The following is a 16,419-nucleotide window of genomic DNA, read 5'->3' on the forward strand; positions in this document are numbered from 1 at the left end:
ACGGTCGGGAGCCAATGGTCGGTCAGGTGGACGAACAGGCAGCGGGCCTCGGCCCGCTGCCTGTTCAAGCTTCAAACTGGGGAAAATTCAACCGGCCAATACGGGGAGTATTCATCCGGCGGTGACACATGTGGTTCGCCGAGTGTGAAGTGTCCTGGCGCCGCAGCTACCGTGTCACGCAACGGGGATCGCTGGACCAGTACCTGATCCCGTACTTCGGGGACAAAGAGGTCGGCCACATCACCAAGGCAGACGTTCTGGCTTTTCGGGCATCACTCGCCAAAGTACCCGCCCGAAAAAGCCTCTCCACGCTGTCCAACCGTCGCATCAACTCCGTGATGAAGCCGCTGCGCCAGATCCTCAACGAGGCGGCCGACCGGCTGGAGTTTACGTCCGCGTTTCGCAACATCAAGCCGCTGAAGATGAAGAGGACCGACGTCATGCCCTTCACGCTCGAGGAGGTCCAGCAGATCCTCACGACCGTGCGGGCCGACTTCCGCAACTACTTCACCGTGCGCTTCTTCACCGGCATGCGAACGGGGGAGGTGCACGGCCTGAAGTGGAAGTACATCGACTTCGAGCGTCGCCTGATCCTGGTTCGCGAGGCCATCGTGATGAAGGAGGAGGATGAGCTCAAGACCGATGGCAGCGTGCGCGACATCCAGATGACCGACCTGGTGTTCGACGCCCTGCAGGCGCAATTCAAGGTCACCGGAAAACTCTCCGAGTTCGTCTTCTGCAACCGCAAAGGTGAGCCGATCGACAACCAGAATTTTCTGAATCGGGTCTGGTCGCCGCTGCTGCGCCATCTCAATATCCCTCACCGCAGGGCTTACCAGATGCGGCACACGGCAGCCACCCTGTGGCTCGCCGCGGGCGAAGCGCCGGAGTGGATCGCGCGCCAGCTCGGCCACACCAGCACCGAGATGCTGTTTCGGGTGTACAGCCGCTACGTGCCGAATCTGACCCGCCGTGACGGCTCGGCGATGGAGCGGCTCTTGAAGCAGCACATCTCGGTCGCCCCGGTACAGGGTCTGGTGGTGCGCCTGCCGGAAGAGGCGGCCATGCTGCCCGCGGCACAGCAGGCTGGGGCGCACGCTGCATCGGCCGAGTCCGCGGCCAGCGATGCGCTCGATCCGTCGGCTCTCGTGTCGCAGCCTGGCGCGCCGCTTCAGGATGGGCAAGCCAGCCCGGCGCCGGCGGCCAACGAGGCGCAAGCCTTCGAAGTGCTGCCTGCGCCGCGCCGCCGCAAAGGGGCATCAAGTGCGGAAAGCCGGAATCGAACCGGCACCGATCCGGGCGATGCGGAGCTTGCCGCCTTGCTCAGGCCACCCCCGCTGCCGCCGTTCCTGAGGCACGGCTCATAGCGCAGCGCTGAGCGCCCAGGCGCTTTTCTCGACCAACGAACCCTTACCAGCTGACTGATTGACCGGCCGGACCGATGTGTCCGCTGCACCGGTGAGGCGAAGCCTTGCCCGAAACAGCCCCAAGACAACGAGAACACGTCGAAACAGCCGCTCAGAACAGCCCGATCTGCGAACCCGAAACCCGACTTATCCCTTCATCACCAAGGACCCAGACCATGAACTCGAATCTCAAGACCACCGCCCAGATCAACAACCCGGCCGTTGACCAGGCAGCCCATGGCCTAACCGGCCACATCCAGCCGCACGCCGACCCGGTAGCCCACGCCCTGGCCATGCCGACCATCCTGCATGAGCTCTCCAAGAACATGGGTGAGTTCGAGAAGGATGTGCGCAGCCAGCTTTCGGCGCGCTTGAACAAGCAGGCGGCCAACGACAAGGCCGATCCAGAAACCTCGCCTCGTTCCAGCGCCAGTACTGGCACGGGCACCGGTGGCTTTGTGCCTTACGCCGTCTCCCCCGGCGAAGAGATGCCCAACCTGCTGGGTGAACTCGCCGAGCCCGGCTCGGTGTTTCGCATGAACACGCTGCTGAGCGCCGCTTTCCCGTTCGGCCCAGTGGGCCCGTACATGAACCAGAACGGCCAGATCTGCCAGCGCCGCGAGGGCAGTGTCTCGATTGCCCTGCTCGGCAGCGGTGACCAGACGCTGGTGCTGCCCACGCCCTCGGACCAGACCGAGATCGCCCAGTCTGCTTCTCCGCGTGTGCGCTGGATCCGGGCCACCAAGACCCGCGTGCCCGGTGTGCCGGCTGATGCGCTGCTGGTCACGGGTATCGATCAGCCGCGCTCGGGCCGCGGCTCCGGCCCCTGGCTGCTCGACCACCTGCGCCTGTCGGAGGGCATCACGGCCGACCTGAGCCACGCCGTCCTGAGCCTGAAACCCGCTCACCAGGCGTTCTTCATGGCGGCGATTGCCCGGGCCGACATCGAGCAGGCCCTCGTGGCGCTGCTGCCGGAGGTGCGTGCGCGCAGCGTGGTTCACCCGTTGGCCCTGGGCGTGGTCGCGGCCGAGCAGGTCAACTCTCCTGAGCTGACCCGCGACGAGACCTCCCTTGTTCGCCTGGCCTGCCTGATCGCTGAACTGGGGGCTCTGCACGCAGCACCGGATCTGGTGTCGGGTGGTGGCTATTCCTCGAGCGAAGCCCTAGCGCGTGAACGTGAAGCCGAGCGCGCTGCCCACCCGCTGACCCAGCTCACGCTGCGGAGCCTGCTCACGCGCTTCATCAACATGGAGCCGATAAGTGCTGAAGGGGATGACCAGGGGGGAATGAAGGAAGCAGTCAATGAAGGCGTCTGGCTGCAGTTGCTGCTCAGTGATGCTGTGCACCAGCAATACCGCATCGGCAGCAAGTACGGCCCGCTGGGAAAGAAACCTGTAAACCCGAGGTTCGCGCTCATCGCGCAGACCTTCGGTGATGCCATGCGCCTCGCGCGCCGCGAAGCGTATGCCCGGCTGCGTGATGCGGACGACGAAGTCCAGCAGCCACTTCCGCTGGAGCCCGTGCCCACCCTGGTGACGGCGGCGCTGGCGCGGATTCCCGGTGAGCCGTTCGAATCCGGTACGCAGGCCGATAGCGAAAGCTCCGGTGACCAGACCGATGCAGACGCCGACGACGATCAACTGGCGCTCGACCTGGACGAAGGCCCTCTCACCGAGATGCCTGAGATCGACGACAGCGATGTCGATGACTCTGCCCGGCTGTCGTCCCTGGCCATGTTCTCCGGCTTGGCGCGGGGCTCGGCGCCGGTGCGTATCCCCGACCACGAGCGCCGTGCCTATGAAAACCGCTCTATCCCCTGGCCCCGCCCGAGCCTGGCCTGGGCGGCCGGGATGCTCGACGGCGACGGTTGCGTGGCCATCGTGAAACAGACGTATCCGAACCGCGCCAGCACCTACCGCCTGGTGGTGCAAGTGACGCAGAACTGCCTGCAGACCTTGAAGCACTTCCGGGTGTGCGTGGGCGTGCCCGCCCCGATTCATGAGGTGAAGCGCCGCATCGGCCACAACCGGCAGGTCTATGCCTTGATGTACTCCGGCCCCAAAGCCGTGCTGGTGCTGCAGCGCCTGGCAGCCCACCTGGTGCGCAAGCGTCCCGAGGCCGAGGTGGCCCTGTCCTTCATCGAGAAAGGGCAGGTGGGTCGGCGCTTCGGGGTGCGGGGTGTGCCGCCTGCGATCGAGCAGATCCGCATCAGTCACTTCAACAAGCTGCGCGCGTTGAAGTGAGGCCGGGGAGAGCAGACATGACCGACCTCAAGAAGACCGATCCCGAGTCCACCGCCCCGATCGGCCCAGGCGCGTCCATGGTCGACGCGGTGAGCCCGTACTTGCGCCCCAAGGCGGGTTGGGTGCTGGCACCGCAGGCCAGGCGCCGCCCTCCGAGCTTCACCTCAAAACCTGCTGAAGGCCGCTCGCGGCTGCTGCAGGACGGTAACTTCGTGGGCCTACCCCACTTCGCCGGCAACTACGAGCACGAGCTCCTACTGCCCCCTGGCGTGGCCGAGCAGTTCAAGAAGCTCAAGCAGCGCCTGGAGAAGGAGGCCGCTGACTTGCCCGAGACCGACGAACACGGCAAGCACGTGCGTCGGGAGGATGATCCGGTGCAGCGAGAGCGAGCGCGAGAACAAGAGCGTGAGCGAGAGCGACAGGAGCTTGTTGCCAGGGAAGCCGAGCGACAGTCGCAGCAAACCCGGGAGAAGATGGAGGCCGAACTGCGTCGCATGGGCTTCAACCCGGATCAGGGCAAGCTTCGGGCCCAGATCGAGAAACTGCCCCTGACTCAGCGCCTGCGGGTGTACAGGGAGGAGGACGTTCAGCGCATGGCGGCTTCGGCGCAGAGCGTGGATTCGGACGCGAAGAAAAGGAACGAGCCGCTGGGCTACCTGCTCAAGGTGCGGGGGCCCTGGCGGCGGATCGGAAGTCCGGCGTCGGTGGAGGCGATCCTGGCGCTGCAGGAGGATCACCCGCACTTCGGTGAAGTCATCCAGTTCATTGCGAACCACGTGGCGCTGCAGAAGATGTGCTTCGCGGCGGGCGTGGCCGAGACCGGCCAAGCGCCAGTGAAGAGAAAGAAGGCCAGGGCAGGGAAGGGCGCGGGCAAAGGTTCAAGCTCGAGCCTTGAGGCGGCAGACCAGGTGAAGGCGCCGGTGCCACCGGTGCGCTTACCTCCCGTGCTGCTCTACGGCCCACCGGGTGTCGGCAAGACCCACTTCTGCGAATCCCTGGCCAAGGTGCTCGGGGTGCCGGTGCGCCGCCACCCAATGGATCAGGCCGAAACCTCCGGGGCGCTGCTTGGCTCGGACGCTGTCTGGGGCAACTCGCGCTATGGGCTGGTCTTCGATCTGCTTGGCCTGGGTGAGTACGCCAACCCACTCGTGATCCTGGATGAGTTGGACAAGGCACAGACGATGGGCAAGACCTCAGGCGGGTTCTCATCGCCAACCGGGGTGCTGCACTCGCTGCTGGAGCCAGTCTCAGCCGCACAGGTGCGGGACATCAGTCTGGACCTGGAACTCGATGCGAGCCAGCTCACCTGGATCGCCACGGCTAACTACCCCTGGTGGGTCCCGGCCACGCTGCGTTCGCGCTTCAAGGAGTTCCTGATCACGCCGCCGGATGCGGAGCAGGCGATTCAGTTATCTCGGAGCGTGGTTAAGCACGCGCTGAAGGCGGCGGGGTTCGGGGCAGCGGAGCCTGACCGACGAATCGTGGTGGCGTTGGCGCACTTAAGTGCGCGGGAGATCTTTCAGGCAACTTTGAGTGCGGCAGCCGCTGCTACCCGCTGCGGAGCACATCGGGTGGCGGTATCGCACCTTTCTAGTGAGATCGTTCCGGTCGATGCGGGCGGCGATCGTGAAGCACCCTGGCTCCACTAATCTCCTGGATACACATTCGGTTGACTCGACTGGGAGTGGGCCCGTATCGAGACCCGACAGACTGTATTCATATCGGCCGCGGCGTTGACCTGCGTCAAATGGCTAGCGAAACCCGTACCTAGAATCTGTGTCATTCCTTCGTGAGCACCATGGTACCGATCCGCCGACCCAGAACCTTGCGCCGCATTGCCGCGGCGATGCTGGTGTTCTGGCTGTTTGCCATCAGCGTGTCTTGGGCAAACGCCTGCGTCCTGCAGGACAGGAAGACGCATGCTCACGCCGACGCAAGCGGCGGTGCCCTGGCGGCAGCCATCGTGATGGCGGGGCACGGGGGTGCCGTGCCCTTGCATGGCAATGACGCTGGGGCAGACGATCTGCTTTGTCTCGATCTCTGCGACGCCACGTCGCAGACCCGCGTGCAACCCGACGCCACGCCTGCTGCAGTCGACCTTGGCCACGCGCCGCTGCTCCTGCTTTCGGTAGCGTGGACTTCGAGCGTCGCACGTTTGGCGGGTGATTCCGTCGCCGCCCCGTTGCCGGTCCCCGACGCGATCCCGCCGCGCACTCGACTCTCACGTCTGGCGCTATAGCGCCTCGTCCTCGCGTCCGTCCCGGAGCATGGGGCGGCTTGAGCACGCACTTGTGCATCCCGTCGTCCCTCGCATGCCAGCAGGCGCCATCTGCCTGTTGTCCGCATGGCACCGTATTCAGGTGCGACCACGACACTGAGATCCGACCAGAACTTTCCGAATCACTTTCGTTCGACAGGAGCTTTCCATGACACCCGTTCACAAGATCACGATCATTGCTGGCGCGACGCTGTCCCTGCTGGCCGCCTCGGCTTTTGCAGCTGGCAATGACGATCATGACGCCCATCACCCTGCGGCATCGGCTGCGCAGCGCGTGGCCCAGGCACAGCAGGCTCCGCAAGGCATGGGCATGTCCGGTACGACTACAGGGCCGTCTGGCTACGCCGAGCAGATGAAGGCCATGCAGGCGATGCACGACAAGATGCTTGCGGCCAAGACGCCGGAGGAGCGAAATGCGCTGATGGCAGAGCAGATGAAGCTGATGCAGGACGGCATGGCCATGATGGGTGGCATGGGCATGGGCATGGGCATGGGCGGCGGCGCAATGGCGGGCGGCAATCGTCCTGGAGCCGACCCCGCTCAACCTGGCGACATGGCGTCGCGCCAGCAGATGATGGAGCAGCGAATGGACATGATGCAGTCCATGATGCAGATGATGATGGACCGTATGGCGCCGGCACCTGCCAACAAGTGAGGGGCGACAGATGAGCTACGGTTTCCACTGCGACCTACCCGACAGCGACTTTGATGCGGCCGTCCAGCGCGTTGTCGAGGCGCTCAAGGTCGAGGGCTTCGGGGTGCTGACTGAGATCGATGTGCAGGCCACGATGAAGGCCAAGCTCGGTGTCGACGGCCGTGCCTACCGCATCCTCGGCGCCTGCAACCCGCCCTTGGCGCACCGCGTGCTGAGCGCAGAGCCCGACATAGGTCTGCTCCTGCCGTGCAACGTGGTCGTGCGAGAGGAGGCCGACGGCCGCCTCGTCGCCGGCTTCATGGATCCGGTGGCCGTGCTGCAGCTCACCGACGACCCCGAGGTCGCCAAGGTGGCTATCGAAGTTCGCGCACGGTTGCAGCGCGTCCGCAGCGCCCTCATGGCGCCAAACCAAAGTTGAAGGAGATGCATATGTATTTCGACGGCGGATGGTTCATGGGCGGCATGCACTTCCTGTGGTGGATCTTCTGGGTCGGCATCGTTGCGGCATTTGTCTGGGCACTGTGGGGTCGGGCGGGAGAGCGGACGAACGATGCGCGTCGCATGACTGGGCGGCGTGAGACGCCGCTCGAACTGCTGCAGCGGCGATTGGCCAGCGGCGAATGCACGCCCGAGGAGTACGAGAAACGCAGGGCGCTTCTGCAACGCGATCGCGCGGCAGGCCCTTGACATTGACACGTTGTCAGGGTCTACGCTGAGTACGAGCACTCGAGCTCCGCGACGCATCACGAAAGGACGACACGATGAATACGCATGACCACTCGCACGGTTCCCTGCAAGGCCCGGATTCGCGGCCTGCCCCAGATATGAAGCGGTCCTCCTCGAGCCTGGGCAGGCCGCTGAAGACGGCCCTGCTGATGGTGGCGCTGGTGGGCGGCTTCTACCTGCTGCGCGAGCACTGGAATCATGTCGCTGGCAACTGGATCTACTTGCTGCTGCTGGCCTGTCCGCTGATGCACCTGTTCCTCGGTCATGGGGGCCATGGCGGGCACGGCGGGTATGGTGGCCAGAGCGCCGGTCCACGCAACGACAGCGACAAGGGTTGAGACCATGGATATGCCCCAACAACGCCCCCGTGACCACGACGAGCGATCGACCGGACAGGTCGCAATCGATGCCGTGACGACCTATACGTGCCCGATGCACACGGAGGTCCAGCAGGATTCCCCCGGCAAGTGCCCGAAGTGCGGCATGTTTCTGGTGCCAATGGATCAGGTCTCGGCCGACGCCCATGCTGTTCATGGCCATGCTGGCCATGCGCACCACGATCACGCAGGTCACGGTCAAGCCGCGCATGGCGCGTCGACACCTGCCAAGGCAACAGCGGCCAGCGCCTATGACAAGGTGCCAGCCGACTGGCGCGGTAGCGTCTACACCTGCCCGATGCACCCCGAGGTGCGCCAGACCAGGCCCGGCGCCTGCCCGCTATGCGGCATGGGCCTGCAGCTAGAGGGCGCCTCGGCCGCGGCCGACGACGGCCCGAACCCTGAGCTCGTGGACTTCACGCGTCGCCTATGGGTTGCCACTGTGCTGACGGTGCCTTTGCTCGTGCTGACGATGTCGCCATTCCTTGGTATCACCGCCGTGCGCGAATTTTTCGGCGAGCACAATGCAATGTGGATCGAGCTCGCGCTGTCCACACCGGTGATCCTGTGGTCCGGCTGGCCCTTCTTCGAGCGTGGCTGGACCTCGTTCCGCACCTGGAGTCTGAACATGTTCAGCCTCATCGGCATGGGCGTGGCGGCGGCGTTCATCTACTCGGTGGTAGCGCTGGCCGCGCCAGGAATCTTCCCGGCCGGATTTCGCGACCCAGCGACCGGTACGGTCGGCGTCTACTTCGAGGCCGCTGCGGTCATCGTCACTCTGGTGCTGCTTGGCCAGGTGATGGAGCTTCGAGCTCGCGAAGGCACCGGCAAAGCGATTCGCGCGCTGCTCGACCTCGCGGCAAAGACCGCGCGCGTGATCCGCCCCGACGGCACAGAAGCTGAGATCCCGCTCGAGCAGGTGCAGGTTGGCGACCGCCTGCGCGTGCGCCCGGGTGACAAGGTGCCGGTGGACGGCACCGTCGTTGACGGCCGCTCTTCAATCGACGAGAGCATGATCACCGGCGAGCCGGTGCCGGTCGAGAAGGTGGCCGGCGACAGGCTCACCGGCGCCACGATCAACGGTACCGGCAGCTTGGTGATGGAAGCCACGCGTGTCGGTGCCGACACCCTGCTGGCGCAGATCGTGGACATGGTGGCCAGCGCGCAGAAGAGCCGTGCGCCGATCCAGAAGTGGGCCGACATGGTGGCCGGCCGCTTCGTGCCGGCGGTGATCGGCATTGCGGTGGCCTCGTTCATCGCCTGGGCGATCTGGGGTCCGGCGCCGGCACTGGCCTACGCGCTGGTGTCGGCGGTGGCGGTGCTTATCATCGCCTGCCCCTGTGCGCTGGGGCTGGCCACGCCGATGTCGATCATGACCGCCACCGGCCGCGGCGCGCAGATGGGTGTGCTCATCAAGAACGCCGAGGCGCTGGAGCGCTTCGAGAAGGTCGATACGCTGATCGTCGACAAGACCGGCACTCTCACCGAGGGCAAGCCGAAGCTGGTGGCCGTGATGCCCGAGCCGGGGCACGACGAAGCCGAGGTGTTGCGTCTGGCTGCGACCCTGGAGAAGGGCTCGGAGCACCCACTGGCCGAGGCCATCGTGAAGGGTGCGGAGGAGCGTGGCGTCAAGTTGGTCGAGGCGCAGGACTTCGAGGCGGTCACCGGCAAGGGCGTCAAAGGCCGCGTCGACGGTAAATCGGTGGCATTGGGCAACCTCAAGTTGGTCAAGGATCTGGGTCTCGACGGCACGGAGCTGTCCGCCAAGGCCGACGCCGCACGCGACGAAGGCCAGACGGTCATGTTTGTTGTGCTGGACGGAGCCGTTGCCGGTCTGGTGTCGGTGGCCGACCCGGTCAAGGCCAGTACGCCGGAGGCGATCAAGGCACTTCACGCGCTGGGCCTGCGCCTCATTATGGCCACCGGCGACAACGAGCGCACGGCCAAGGCGGTCGCCGCGCGTCTGGGCATCGACGAAATCCGCGCCGACGTCCTTCCCCAAGACAAGGCCCGCATCGTCCAGGAGTTGCAGGCCCAGGGGCGCAAGGTGGCGATGGCCGGCGACGGCGTCAACGACGCGCCGGCGCTGGCGCAGGCCGATGTGGGCATCGCGATGGGCACCGGCGCCGATGTGGCTATCGAGAGCGCCGGCTTCACCCTCGTCAAGGGCGACCTGACCGGCATCGTGCGCGCACGGCGGCTGGCTACCGCGACGATGAGGAACATCCGCCAGAACCTGTTCTTCGCGCTGGTCTACAACGCCGCCGGCGTACCGGTAGCCGCGGGTATTCTCTACCCCTTCATCGGCCTGCTCATCGGGCCGATCTTCGCCGCCTTCGCCATGAGCGCCTCGTCGCTGTCGGTGGTGCTGAACGCACTGAGGCTTCGCTCGGCGCGCGTCTGAGACATATGGCTGGGCATCCACGCGCTCACTCCCTTGGTCGGCCTCGGAGCAGCTTGGCCCAGCTAGGTTGAGCGCTTCTACGCTCTGCCGAGCGCGCCTGCGCGAGGATGAGTGCTTGGTTCCAGACAAGGGTACGGAGGGCTGGGGAGACGGACCGGAAGATAAGCCCCGCCTGTGGGGCGCACTGATGCGCGCAACGCCCAGTGCAGCCAATGGCAGCGCTGGGCGAGGACACCATAAGAACTTGCCAGAGTTGGGACAGTACTGGCAGCTCGCGAATACGCACTCGCTGAGTGCGAATGCCGCAAACCGCGCAAGTGATCGCCAGACGCCGGAAGGTTTGAGCCAGGGTGCCTGCCACGCCGGTCACGGACGTGTGGGACGCTTGGTAGTGCGGCAAAGGTCACGACGAAGGCGGCTAGCGCCGGCCAGTCGCGGGCTGATACACGTGCGGCATCGACCTAGCACACCTGACCGGTGCGCGCCGGGCGGCAAAGTCGTTGCAGGAGTTGACGCTGCCGTCGACCATGCCGTTATCGCGGACGTCGGTCATCGCATCGAAAAACGATAGCTTCCAAGCTTAAGGCTCAGGGCATGGTTCACGAGCCCATGATGGCCGGGGACTGCCAAGGCAAGTCCATTAAGAGCAGGGGCGCGATCCAGCGACGCATCAGAGCTCCATGGGCATCCGGGGCGTCAACAAGAGGTCAAGGCTTGATGGCCTTGATCGACTCGACCAGCATTTGCCCCTTCTCGTTGACGGCGGTGAATTGCACCTTGTCGCCCACAGCGATGCCTTCGAGCATGGCCTTGTCGCGCGCGGTGAAGACCATGGTCATCGGCGGCATGTCCATGTTCTTGATGGCGCCGTGCTTGAGGGTGACCTTGCCGTTCTCTTTGTCGACTCGCCGCACCTCGGCGTCGACCATGGGCAGATCCTGGGTCATGCCCATCTTGCCGTGGTCCATGGTCTGAGCCATCGCAGGTTGGGTGAGTGCTGCCAGGGAAAGGCTGGCCACCGCGAGAATGGAAGTGAGTTTCATGTTCTTTGTCCCAGTTATTGAGATGAGCGGGGTGACTTACTTGGCCACGACCTTGATCTTGCCGACCATGCCGGCTTCGTAGTGGCCGGGCAGCAGGCAGGCGAAGTCGAATTCGCCAGCGCGGTTGAATTGCCAGACGATCTCGCCCCGCTTGCCGGGCGCCACATGCGACATGTAGGGCTCCTCGTGCTCCATGCCGGGGAATTTCTTCATCAGCGCCGCGTGCTCATCGAGTTCCTTCTTGGTGCCCAGCACAAACTCGTGCATCACCTTGCCCGAGTTGGTGTGGACGAAACGCACCGTTTCACCTTCCCGCACTTCCAGCTTGTCCGGCGTGAAACGCATGGCGTCGGTCATACCGATCTCAATGGTGCGACTCACCGCCTTGGCGTTGCCGGCAATGCCCCAGGGCTTTTGCTCCATCTTGACCGGTCCGGCCTTCTTGTGCTCCTCGTTGCCATGGGCGCTCGCGAGGGTGGTGATCGAGGCCAGTGACAGGAGCAGGGCCGCAGTGCGAAGTTTCATGAATGACTCCAAAATGGTGAGATGTCGTACGAACGGAACTGAATGCGAGGCGTCAGTGGTGCTTCGCGCTGTGCGAGGGCTTCACAGCCGTTGCTTCGGCCTTGCCGCTGCTACTGACGGCGGCTGAACGTGGCGCGGTCGGGGTGGCACCTGACCATTCATAGGCAACGGTGCCTTGCGGAAACTTGTAGGGACCGGGATCTTTGTAGTCTCCCGGCTTCTGGTCTTTGCGGACCTTGAACACGCTGAACATGCCACCCATTTCGATGGGACCGAACTGGCCGGTGCCGGTCATCATGGGTGCGGTGTTGTCGGGGATGGGCATCTGCATCTCGCCCATGTCGGCCATACCTCGCTCGCCCATCACCATGTAGTCCGGCGCCACGCGCTGGATCTTGTTTACCAGACCACGGTGGTCCACTCCAATCATCGTGGGTACATCGTGACCCATGGCGTTCATGGTGTGGTGGCTCTTGTGGCAATGGACGGCCCAGTCGCCTTCTTCGTCGGCAATCAGCTCGATCTGGCGCATCTGACCGACTGCTACATCTGTGGTCACCTCGTACCAGCGCGTGGAGGGCGGCGTGGGTCCACCATCTGTGCCGGTCACCAGGAATTCATGGCCGTGCAAGTGAATGGGGTGGTTGGTCATCGTCAGGTTGCCCACGCGGATGCGCACGCGATCGTTCAGGCGCACGTTGAGCGTGTCGATGCCTGGGAAGATACGACTGTTCCAAGCCCAGATGTTGAAGTCGGTCATGGTGTTGACCTTGGGCGTCTTGCTGCCGGGCTCGACGTCGAAGGCGTTGAGCAGGAAGCAGAAGTCGCGGTCGACGTCGCTGATGTGGGGATGCTTGCCTTTGGGGTGCGTGACCCAGAAGCCCATCATGCCCATGGCCATCTGCACCATCTCGTCGGCGTGCGGGTGATACATGAAGGTGCCGGGGCGACGTGCCTCAAACTCGTAGACGAAGGTCTTGCCCACTGGAATGGCGGGCTGGTTCAAGCCGCCGACGCCATCCATGCCGCTGGGCAGGCGCTGGCCGTGCCAATGGATGGTGGTGTGCTCGGGGAGCTTGTTGGTTACGAAGATGCGCACGCGGTCGCCCTCAACGACCTCAATGGTCGGTCCAGGGCTTTGTCCGTTGTAGCCCCACATATTGACTTTGAAGCCGGGCGCCATCTCGCGCACCACGGGCTCGGCCACCAGGTGGAACTCCTTCACGCCATTGTTCATGCGCCAGGGGAGGCTCCAGCCATTGAGCGTGACCACCGGGTTGTATGGGCGCCCGGTATTGGGAACAAGAGGTGCCGCTGTGTCAACAGAGGTCTGGATGACGGGCTCGGGGAGGGCGGCCAGCGCCGATCGTGCAACGGTGAGACCGGCCATGGTGGCGGCGGCGCCCGCGAAGAATTGACGTCGATTGCTCATTTTTTGGATGGTTTGTTGGGTTCAATGTCCGGCGGCAGCAGCGCCCTCACCGGCAGGTGCGCCCGGTGTGACGAAGGACGTGGGTTCTCCGCCTTGAAGTACCCACAGCAGGTCGGTTTCGGCAAACCAGTAGTCGCGTACCGCGTTCACGGTGTTGCGCTGCGCCTGGGCGCGGGCCTGAACTTCGCTGAGCAGTTCCCACACGCTCTTGAGCATGCCGTTGTACTGAAGCACGCTTTCGTCGACGATCAGGTTGCGTTGGGTCATCACCTCGTTGCGGTACGCGCGAGCGACGCCCAACGTGGCCTCCCACGCACCAACGGCGAGATCGAAGTTGGTTTTTGCTTTGGTTTGATTCACGACAGGCAGCTGAGCGGAGATCTCTCTCAGCTCGGCATTCAGACGCTCGCCGCTCGGCAGATCTTTGGGCAGATCGGGCAGCGTGTCGGGCAGATCCAACCGCTGATACACGCCGTTGAGGCGCAGCAGTTTCAACAACGCTTGTTCCGATTGCGCCGCTGCGACACGGGCCTGAAGAAGCGCCGTCTTCTCCGCGGAGAGCCCCAATTCGACGCGGCTTTGCTGGTACGCACTCCAGTTGCCCACTTTGACCATGCGACGCCCCAGTTCGGTGGCCGCCTGCGCGGCGTCGAGCGATTCCTGTTGCAGGCGCAGCGCCTGTTTCGCCGCCACGGCGCTCAGCCATGCCTTGCGGGCATCCACCGCGACGTCCAGCAATTCGTCGAACCCGCCCACACGGCGCTGGTGACGCGCATCGACGTCCAGCCATTGCCCAGTTGCAATGCGGTCAGCGTTCTCCTGACCCAATCGGGACATCACGCTGCGAAGTTCAAGGTGTGGCTTCCAGGCCGCGCGAACAACGCTCTCCATCGTCGGCAGCGGGAAGCCGGGTTCGAGCTTCGGCTCGGCAACTGGCGCAGGGGCGTTTTGCGCCTCCCACTTGAGGATGTCGGCGTGCCCTCGTTTGAACTGGCCGACCGCGTCGTTCGCAGAGCGCCAGTCCGACGCCTGTTCGGCTGCGGTGCTTTGCGCGGCAACCAAGCCCGCGGACGCCATCGCCGCGAGGAGGACCAACCCCCGCGTTTTCCATCGAACTCTCTTCACGTGGACTCCTTTGCTGATCGATGAGGGCATTGTTCTGACTGCCCGCACACAGGCGTCTGTCCGTTTCATTACAGATTTGTCATGTTGGGTCTGCACAAACGGCGTGGCAAACTGCCAATGATCGGAGTCGAGTAGCGTGAAGATCCTCATCATCGAAGACGAAGCCCACACGGGCGAATACCTCAAGCAAGGGCTGAGGGAGGCTGGATACTTCTGTGAGTTGGCCCGCAACGGTGTCGACGGATTGCACGAGGCCACCGAGGGCGACTACGGCCTCGTGATCCTGGATGTCATGTTGCCAGGCATCGACGGTTGGTCTGTGCTGAGCTCTTTGCGGCGCAAGAAGAGCCAGTTGCCGGTGCTGTACCTGACCGCCCGAGACAGCGTGGAGGATCGCGTCAAAGGCCTGGAGCTGGGCGCCGACGACTACCTGATCAAACCGTTTTCTTTCTCCGAGTTGCTTGCCCGCATCAAGACGCTGCTAAGGCGTGGCGGCCAAATTCAAGATACGACGTCCTTGCAGATCGCAGACTTGCAGCTGGACCTTGTCCGTCGCCGCGTCACGCGGTCAGGTCGGCGCGTAGACCTGACCGCCAAGGAGTTCGGGCTACTGGAGCTCTTCATGCGACGCCGCGGTGAGGTCCTTCCTCGGACGCTGATTGCGTCGCTGGTGTGGGACATCAATTTCGACAGCGACAGCAATGTGATCGACGTGGCGGTGCGGCGACTGCGCGCCAAGATCGACGATGGCTTCGACACCAAGCTCCTGCAGACGGTGCGAGGCATGGGCTACGTTCTCGACGAACCCGATCACTGATTGCAGGCAAGCATGTCACTCACCGCGCGTCTGACCATTCTGTTCGCGGGTGTTGTTGCGCTCGTTTTGGCCGGTTTCTCGACGCTCGTGTTTCGGGAAACAAGCGCGCATTTCATCGAACTGGATCGCTCGCTGTTGATGAGCAAGGTGCACCTTGTGGAAGAAGCGGTTCAGGCGAGCCAAACCGAGGACGATTTGCGCCGTCGACTGGCCACGAGCACACATGGTCATGACGGCCTGTACCTTCGGGTCAGCGGCCATTCAGGCGTGCTGCTGGAGCAGGGCGACCTCAGCATGCCCGATGCCGTGCGGGAAGGTTTGGAGACAAGTCTCCAAGGCCTGGCCTGGCGTGACACCAATGGCAGCCTGTACGCCCAGCGCTTCGTGCTGGATTTGGGCGCCAACGCGCCCGGGCAGATATCGGTGACCGCGGCCGTCGATACGAGCCATCACCGGCACTTTCTCGATGACTTGACGCTCAAGATCGCGGGCTACGCGTTGGTCGCCGTGTTGGCCGGCACCTTGCTAGGGTGGATGGCAAGCCGAGGCGGCCTCAAGCCATTGACAGCCATGAAGGCGCGAGCTGAGCGCCTGAGCGCCCAGCACCTGGCCGAGCGCATGCCCGCCGAGAGTGTCCCTCGGGAAATGCGCGAACTGGCCCTGTCGCTCAACAACATGCTGGATCGCCTGCAAGCCGACTTCGAGCGCCTCAGCGCGTTTTCATCGGACCTGGCTCATGAGATGCGCACGCCCGTGAGCAATTTGCTGACCGCTGCGCAGGTCACGCTCGCACAGCAGCGAACGCCGCAGGACTATCACAGCAGCCTGGCCACCATATCGGAAGAACTTCAGCGCCTGGCGCGCACGATTTCCGACATGTTGCTGTTGGCCAAGACCGAAAACTTGCATGAATTGCCTTTGCGCGAACCTGTGGACCTGGTGGCAGAGGCCCGGTCAATCGTGGAGTTCTACGAGGCTGTGGCCAGCGAAAAGTATCTGACCATCGGTGTCGATGGCGTCGGCGAAGTGGCGGGCGACCGATTGATGATTCGCCGTGCCATCAGTAATCTGCTCTCCAACGCCGTGCGGCACGCCGATGCTGGCTCTACCGTGTCGATTGTGGTGAGACCATCCGATACCGGTGTAGTGCTGGCGGTCAGCAACCTCGGTCCGCATATTCCGGGTGCATCCCACCAGCAGCTTTTTGATCGCTTCGTGCGCCTGAGCCCCGGCCGAAGCCGGGACGCTTCCGAGGGGGTGGGCTTGGGGCTTCCCATCACCAAGGCCATCATGCACGCTCACCACGGCGAGGTGACGGTGCGCTCCGCAGACGGGGTCAACACGTTCGCGCTCGAGTTCACGACCCGCTAGCGCGATCGCCAGGAATG

15 protein-coding genes are annotated in these 16,419 nt (G+C 64.1%); 11 read left to right on the forward strand and 4 right to left on the reverse strand.

Annotated elements, in window-relative coordinates; genetic code table 11:
- Positions 1-128: 128 nt before the first annotated feature.
- The 9 genes from BHU06_RS19630 (at position 129) to BHU06_RS19665 (ending at position 10,089) form a co-directional block, all read left to right on the forward strand.
- Positions 129-1,367: a site-specific integrase gene (locus tag BHU06_RS19630; protein ID WP_083293329.1), complete on the forward strand. Its 1,239-nt coding sequence runs from the start codon at positions 129-131 to the stop codon at positions 1,365-1,367.
- 215 nt (positions 1,368-1,582) lie between these two features.
- Positions 1,583-3,649, forward strand: coding sequence for a hypothetical protein (locus BHU06_RS19635; protein WP_070400917.1), 2,067 nt, complete (start codon positions 1,583-1,585; stop codon positions 3,647-3,649).
- 17 nt (positions 3,650-3,666) lie between these two features.
- Positions 3,667-5,298 carry an AAA family ATPase gene (locus BHU06_RS19640; RefSeq protein ID WP_070400918.1) on the forward strand — a complete coding sequence of 544 codons (1,632 nt, stop codon included), beginning with the start codon at positions 3,667-3,669 and terminating at the stop codon, positions 5,296-5,298.
- A 149-nt stretch (positions 5,299-5,447) separates the two neighbouring features.
- Complete coding sequence (locus BHU06_RS22640) at positions 5,448-5,888, forward strand: hypothetical protein (protein ID WP_166228581.1); 441 nt, start codon at positions 5,448-5,450, stop codon at positions 5,886-5,888.
- Between the two features lie 187 nt (positions 5,889-6,075).
- Entirely contained in the window at positions 6,076-6,582 is a 507-nt protein-coding gene (locus BHU06_RS19645; protein ID WP_070400919.1) for a hypothetical protein, read from the forward strand.
- A gap of 10 nt (positions 6,583-6,592) precedes the next feature.
- Entirely contained in the window at positions 6,593-7,000 is a 408-nt protein-coding gene (locus tag BHU06_RS19650; protein WP_070400920.1) for a DUF302 domain-containing protein, read from the forward strand.
- Between the two features lie 11 nt (positions 7,001-7,011).
- On the forward strand, positions 7,012-7,269 hold the full coding sequence (locus BHU06_RS19655) for an SHOCT domain-containing protein (RefSeq protein ID WP_070400921.1): 258 nt from the start codon (positions 7,012-7,014) through the stop codon (positions 7,267-7,269).
- A gap of 137 nt (positions 7,270-7,406) precedes the next feature.
- Complete coding sequence (locus BHU06_RS19660; RefSeq protein WP_070400922.1) at positions 7,407-7,646, forward strand: DUF2933 domain-containing protein; 240 nt, start codon at positions 7,407-7,409, stop codon at positions 7,644-7,646.
- A gap of 4 nt (positions 7,647-7,650) precedes the next feature.
- The gene (locus BHU06_RS19665) at positions 7,651-10,089 is read left to right on the forward strand and encodes a copper-translocating P-type ATPase (protein WP_240936410.1); all 2,439 of its coding nucleotides are present in this window, start codon (positions 7,651-7,653) and stop codon (positions 10,087-10,089) included.
- Positions 10,090-10,796: 707 nt separating this feature from the next.
- On the opposite strand, the gene BHU06_RS19670 is transcribed toward BHU06_RS19665, so the two are convergent.
- From BHU06_RS19670 to BHU06_RS19685, 4 genes are read right to left on the reverse strand one after another with little or no spacing between them, the layout of a single operon-like run.
- A complete protein-coding gene (locus tag BHU06_RS19670) occupies positions 10,797-11,132 on the reverse strand; it encodes a copper-binding protein (protein ID WP_070400924.1) in 336 nt (111 codons plus the stop codon).
- A 36-nt stretch (positions 11,133-11,168) separates the two neighbouring features.
- Positions 11,169-11,657, reverse strand: coding sequence for a plastocyanin/azurin family copper-binding protein (locus BHU06_RS19675; RefSeq protein WP_070400925.1), 489 nt, complete (start codon positions 11,655-11,657; stop codon positions 11,169-11,171).
- A 52-nt stretch (positions 11,658-11,709) separates the two neighbouring features.
- Positions 11,710-13,089 (reverse strand): multicopper oxidase family protein, encoded by a 1,380-nt coding sequence (locus BHU06_RS19680; RefSeq protein ID WP_070400926.1) that lies wholly within the window; start codon positions 13,087-13,089, stop codon positions 11,710-11,712.
- 21 nt (positions 13,090-13,110) lie between these two features.
- Positions 13,111-14,184 (reverse strand): TolC family protein, encoded by a 1,074-nt coding sequence (locus tag BHU06_RS19685; RefSeq protein WP_070400927.1) that lies wholly within the window; start codon positions 14,182-14,184, stop codon positions 13,111-13,113.
- 166 nt (positions 14,185-14,350) lie between these two features.
- Between BHU06_RS19685 and BHU06_RS19690 the strand changes: the two genes are divergently transcribed.
- The gene (locus BHU06_RS19690) at positions 14,351-15,031 is read left to right on the forward strand and encodes a heavy metal response regulator transcription factor (RefSeq protein ID WP_070400928.1); all 681 of its coding nucleotides are present in this window, start codon (positions 14,351-14,353) and stop codon (positions 15,029-15,031) included.
- A gap of 12 nt (positions 15,032-15,043) precedes the next feature.
- Positions 15,044-16,402: a heavy metal sensor histidine kinase gene (locus BHU06_RS19695; RefSeq protein WP_070400966.1), complete on the forward strand. Its 1,359-nt coding sequence runs from the start codon at positions 15,044-15,046 to the stop codon at positions 16,400-16,402.
- Positions 16,403-16,419: the final 17 nt, after the last annotated feature.

The sequence above is a fragment of the Hydrogenophaga sp. PML113 genome (assembly GCF_001777155.1).
Taxonomy (GTDB): Bacteria; Pseudomonadota; Gammaproteobacteria; order Burkholderiales; family Burkholderiaceae_C; genus Hydrogenophaga; species Hydrogenophaga borbori.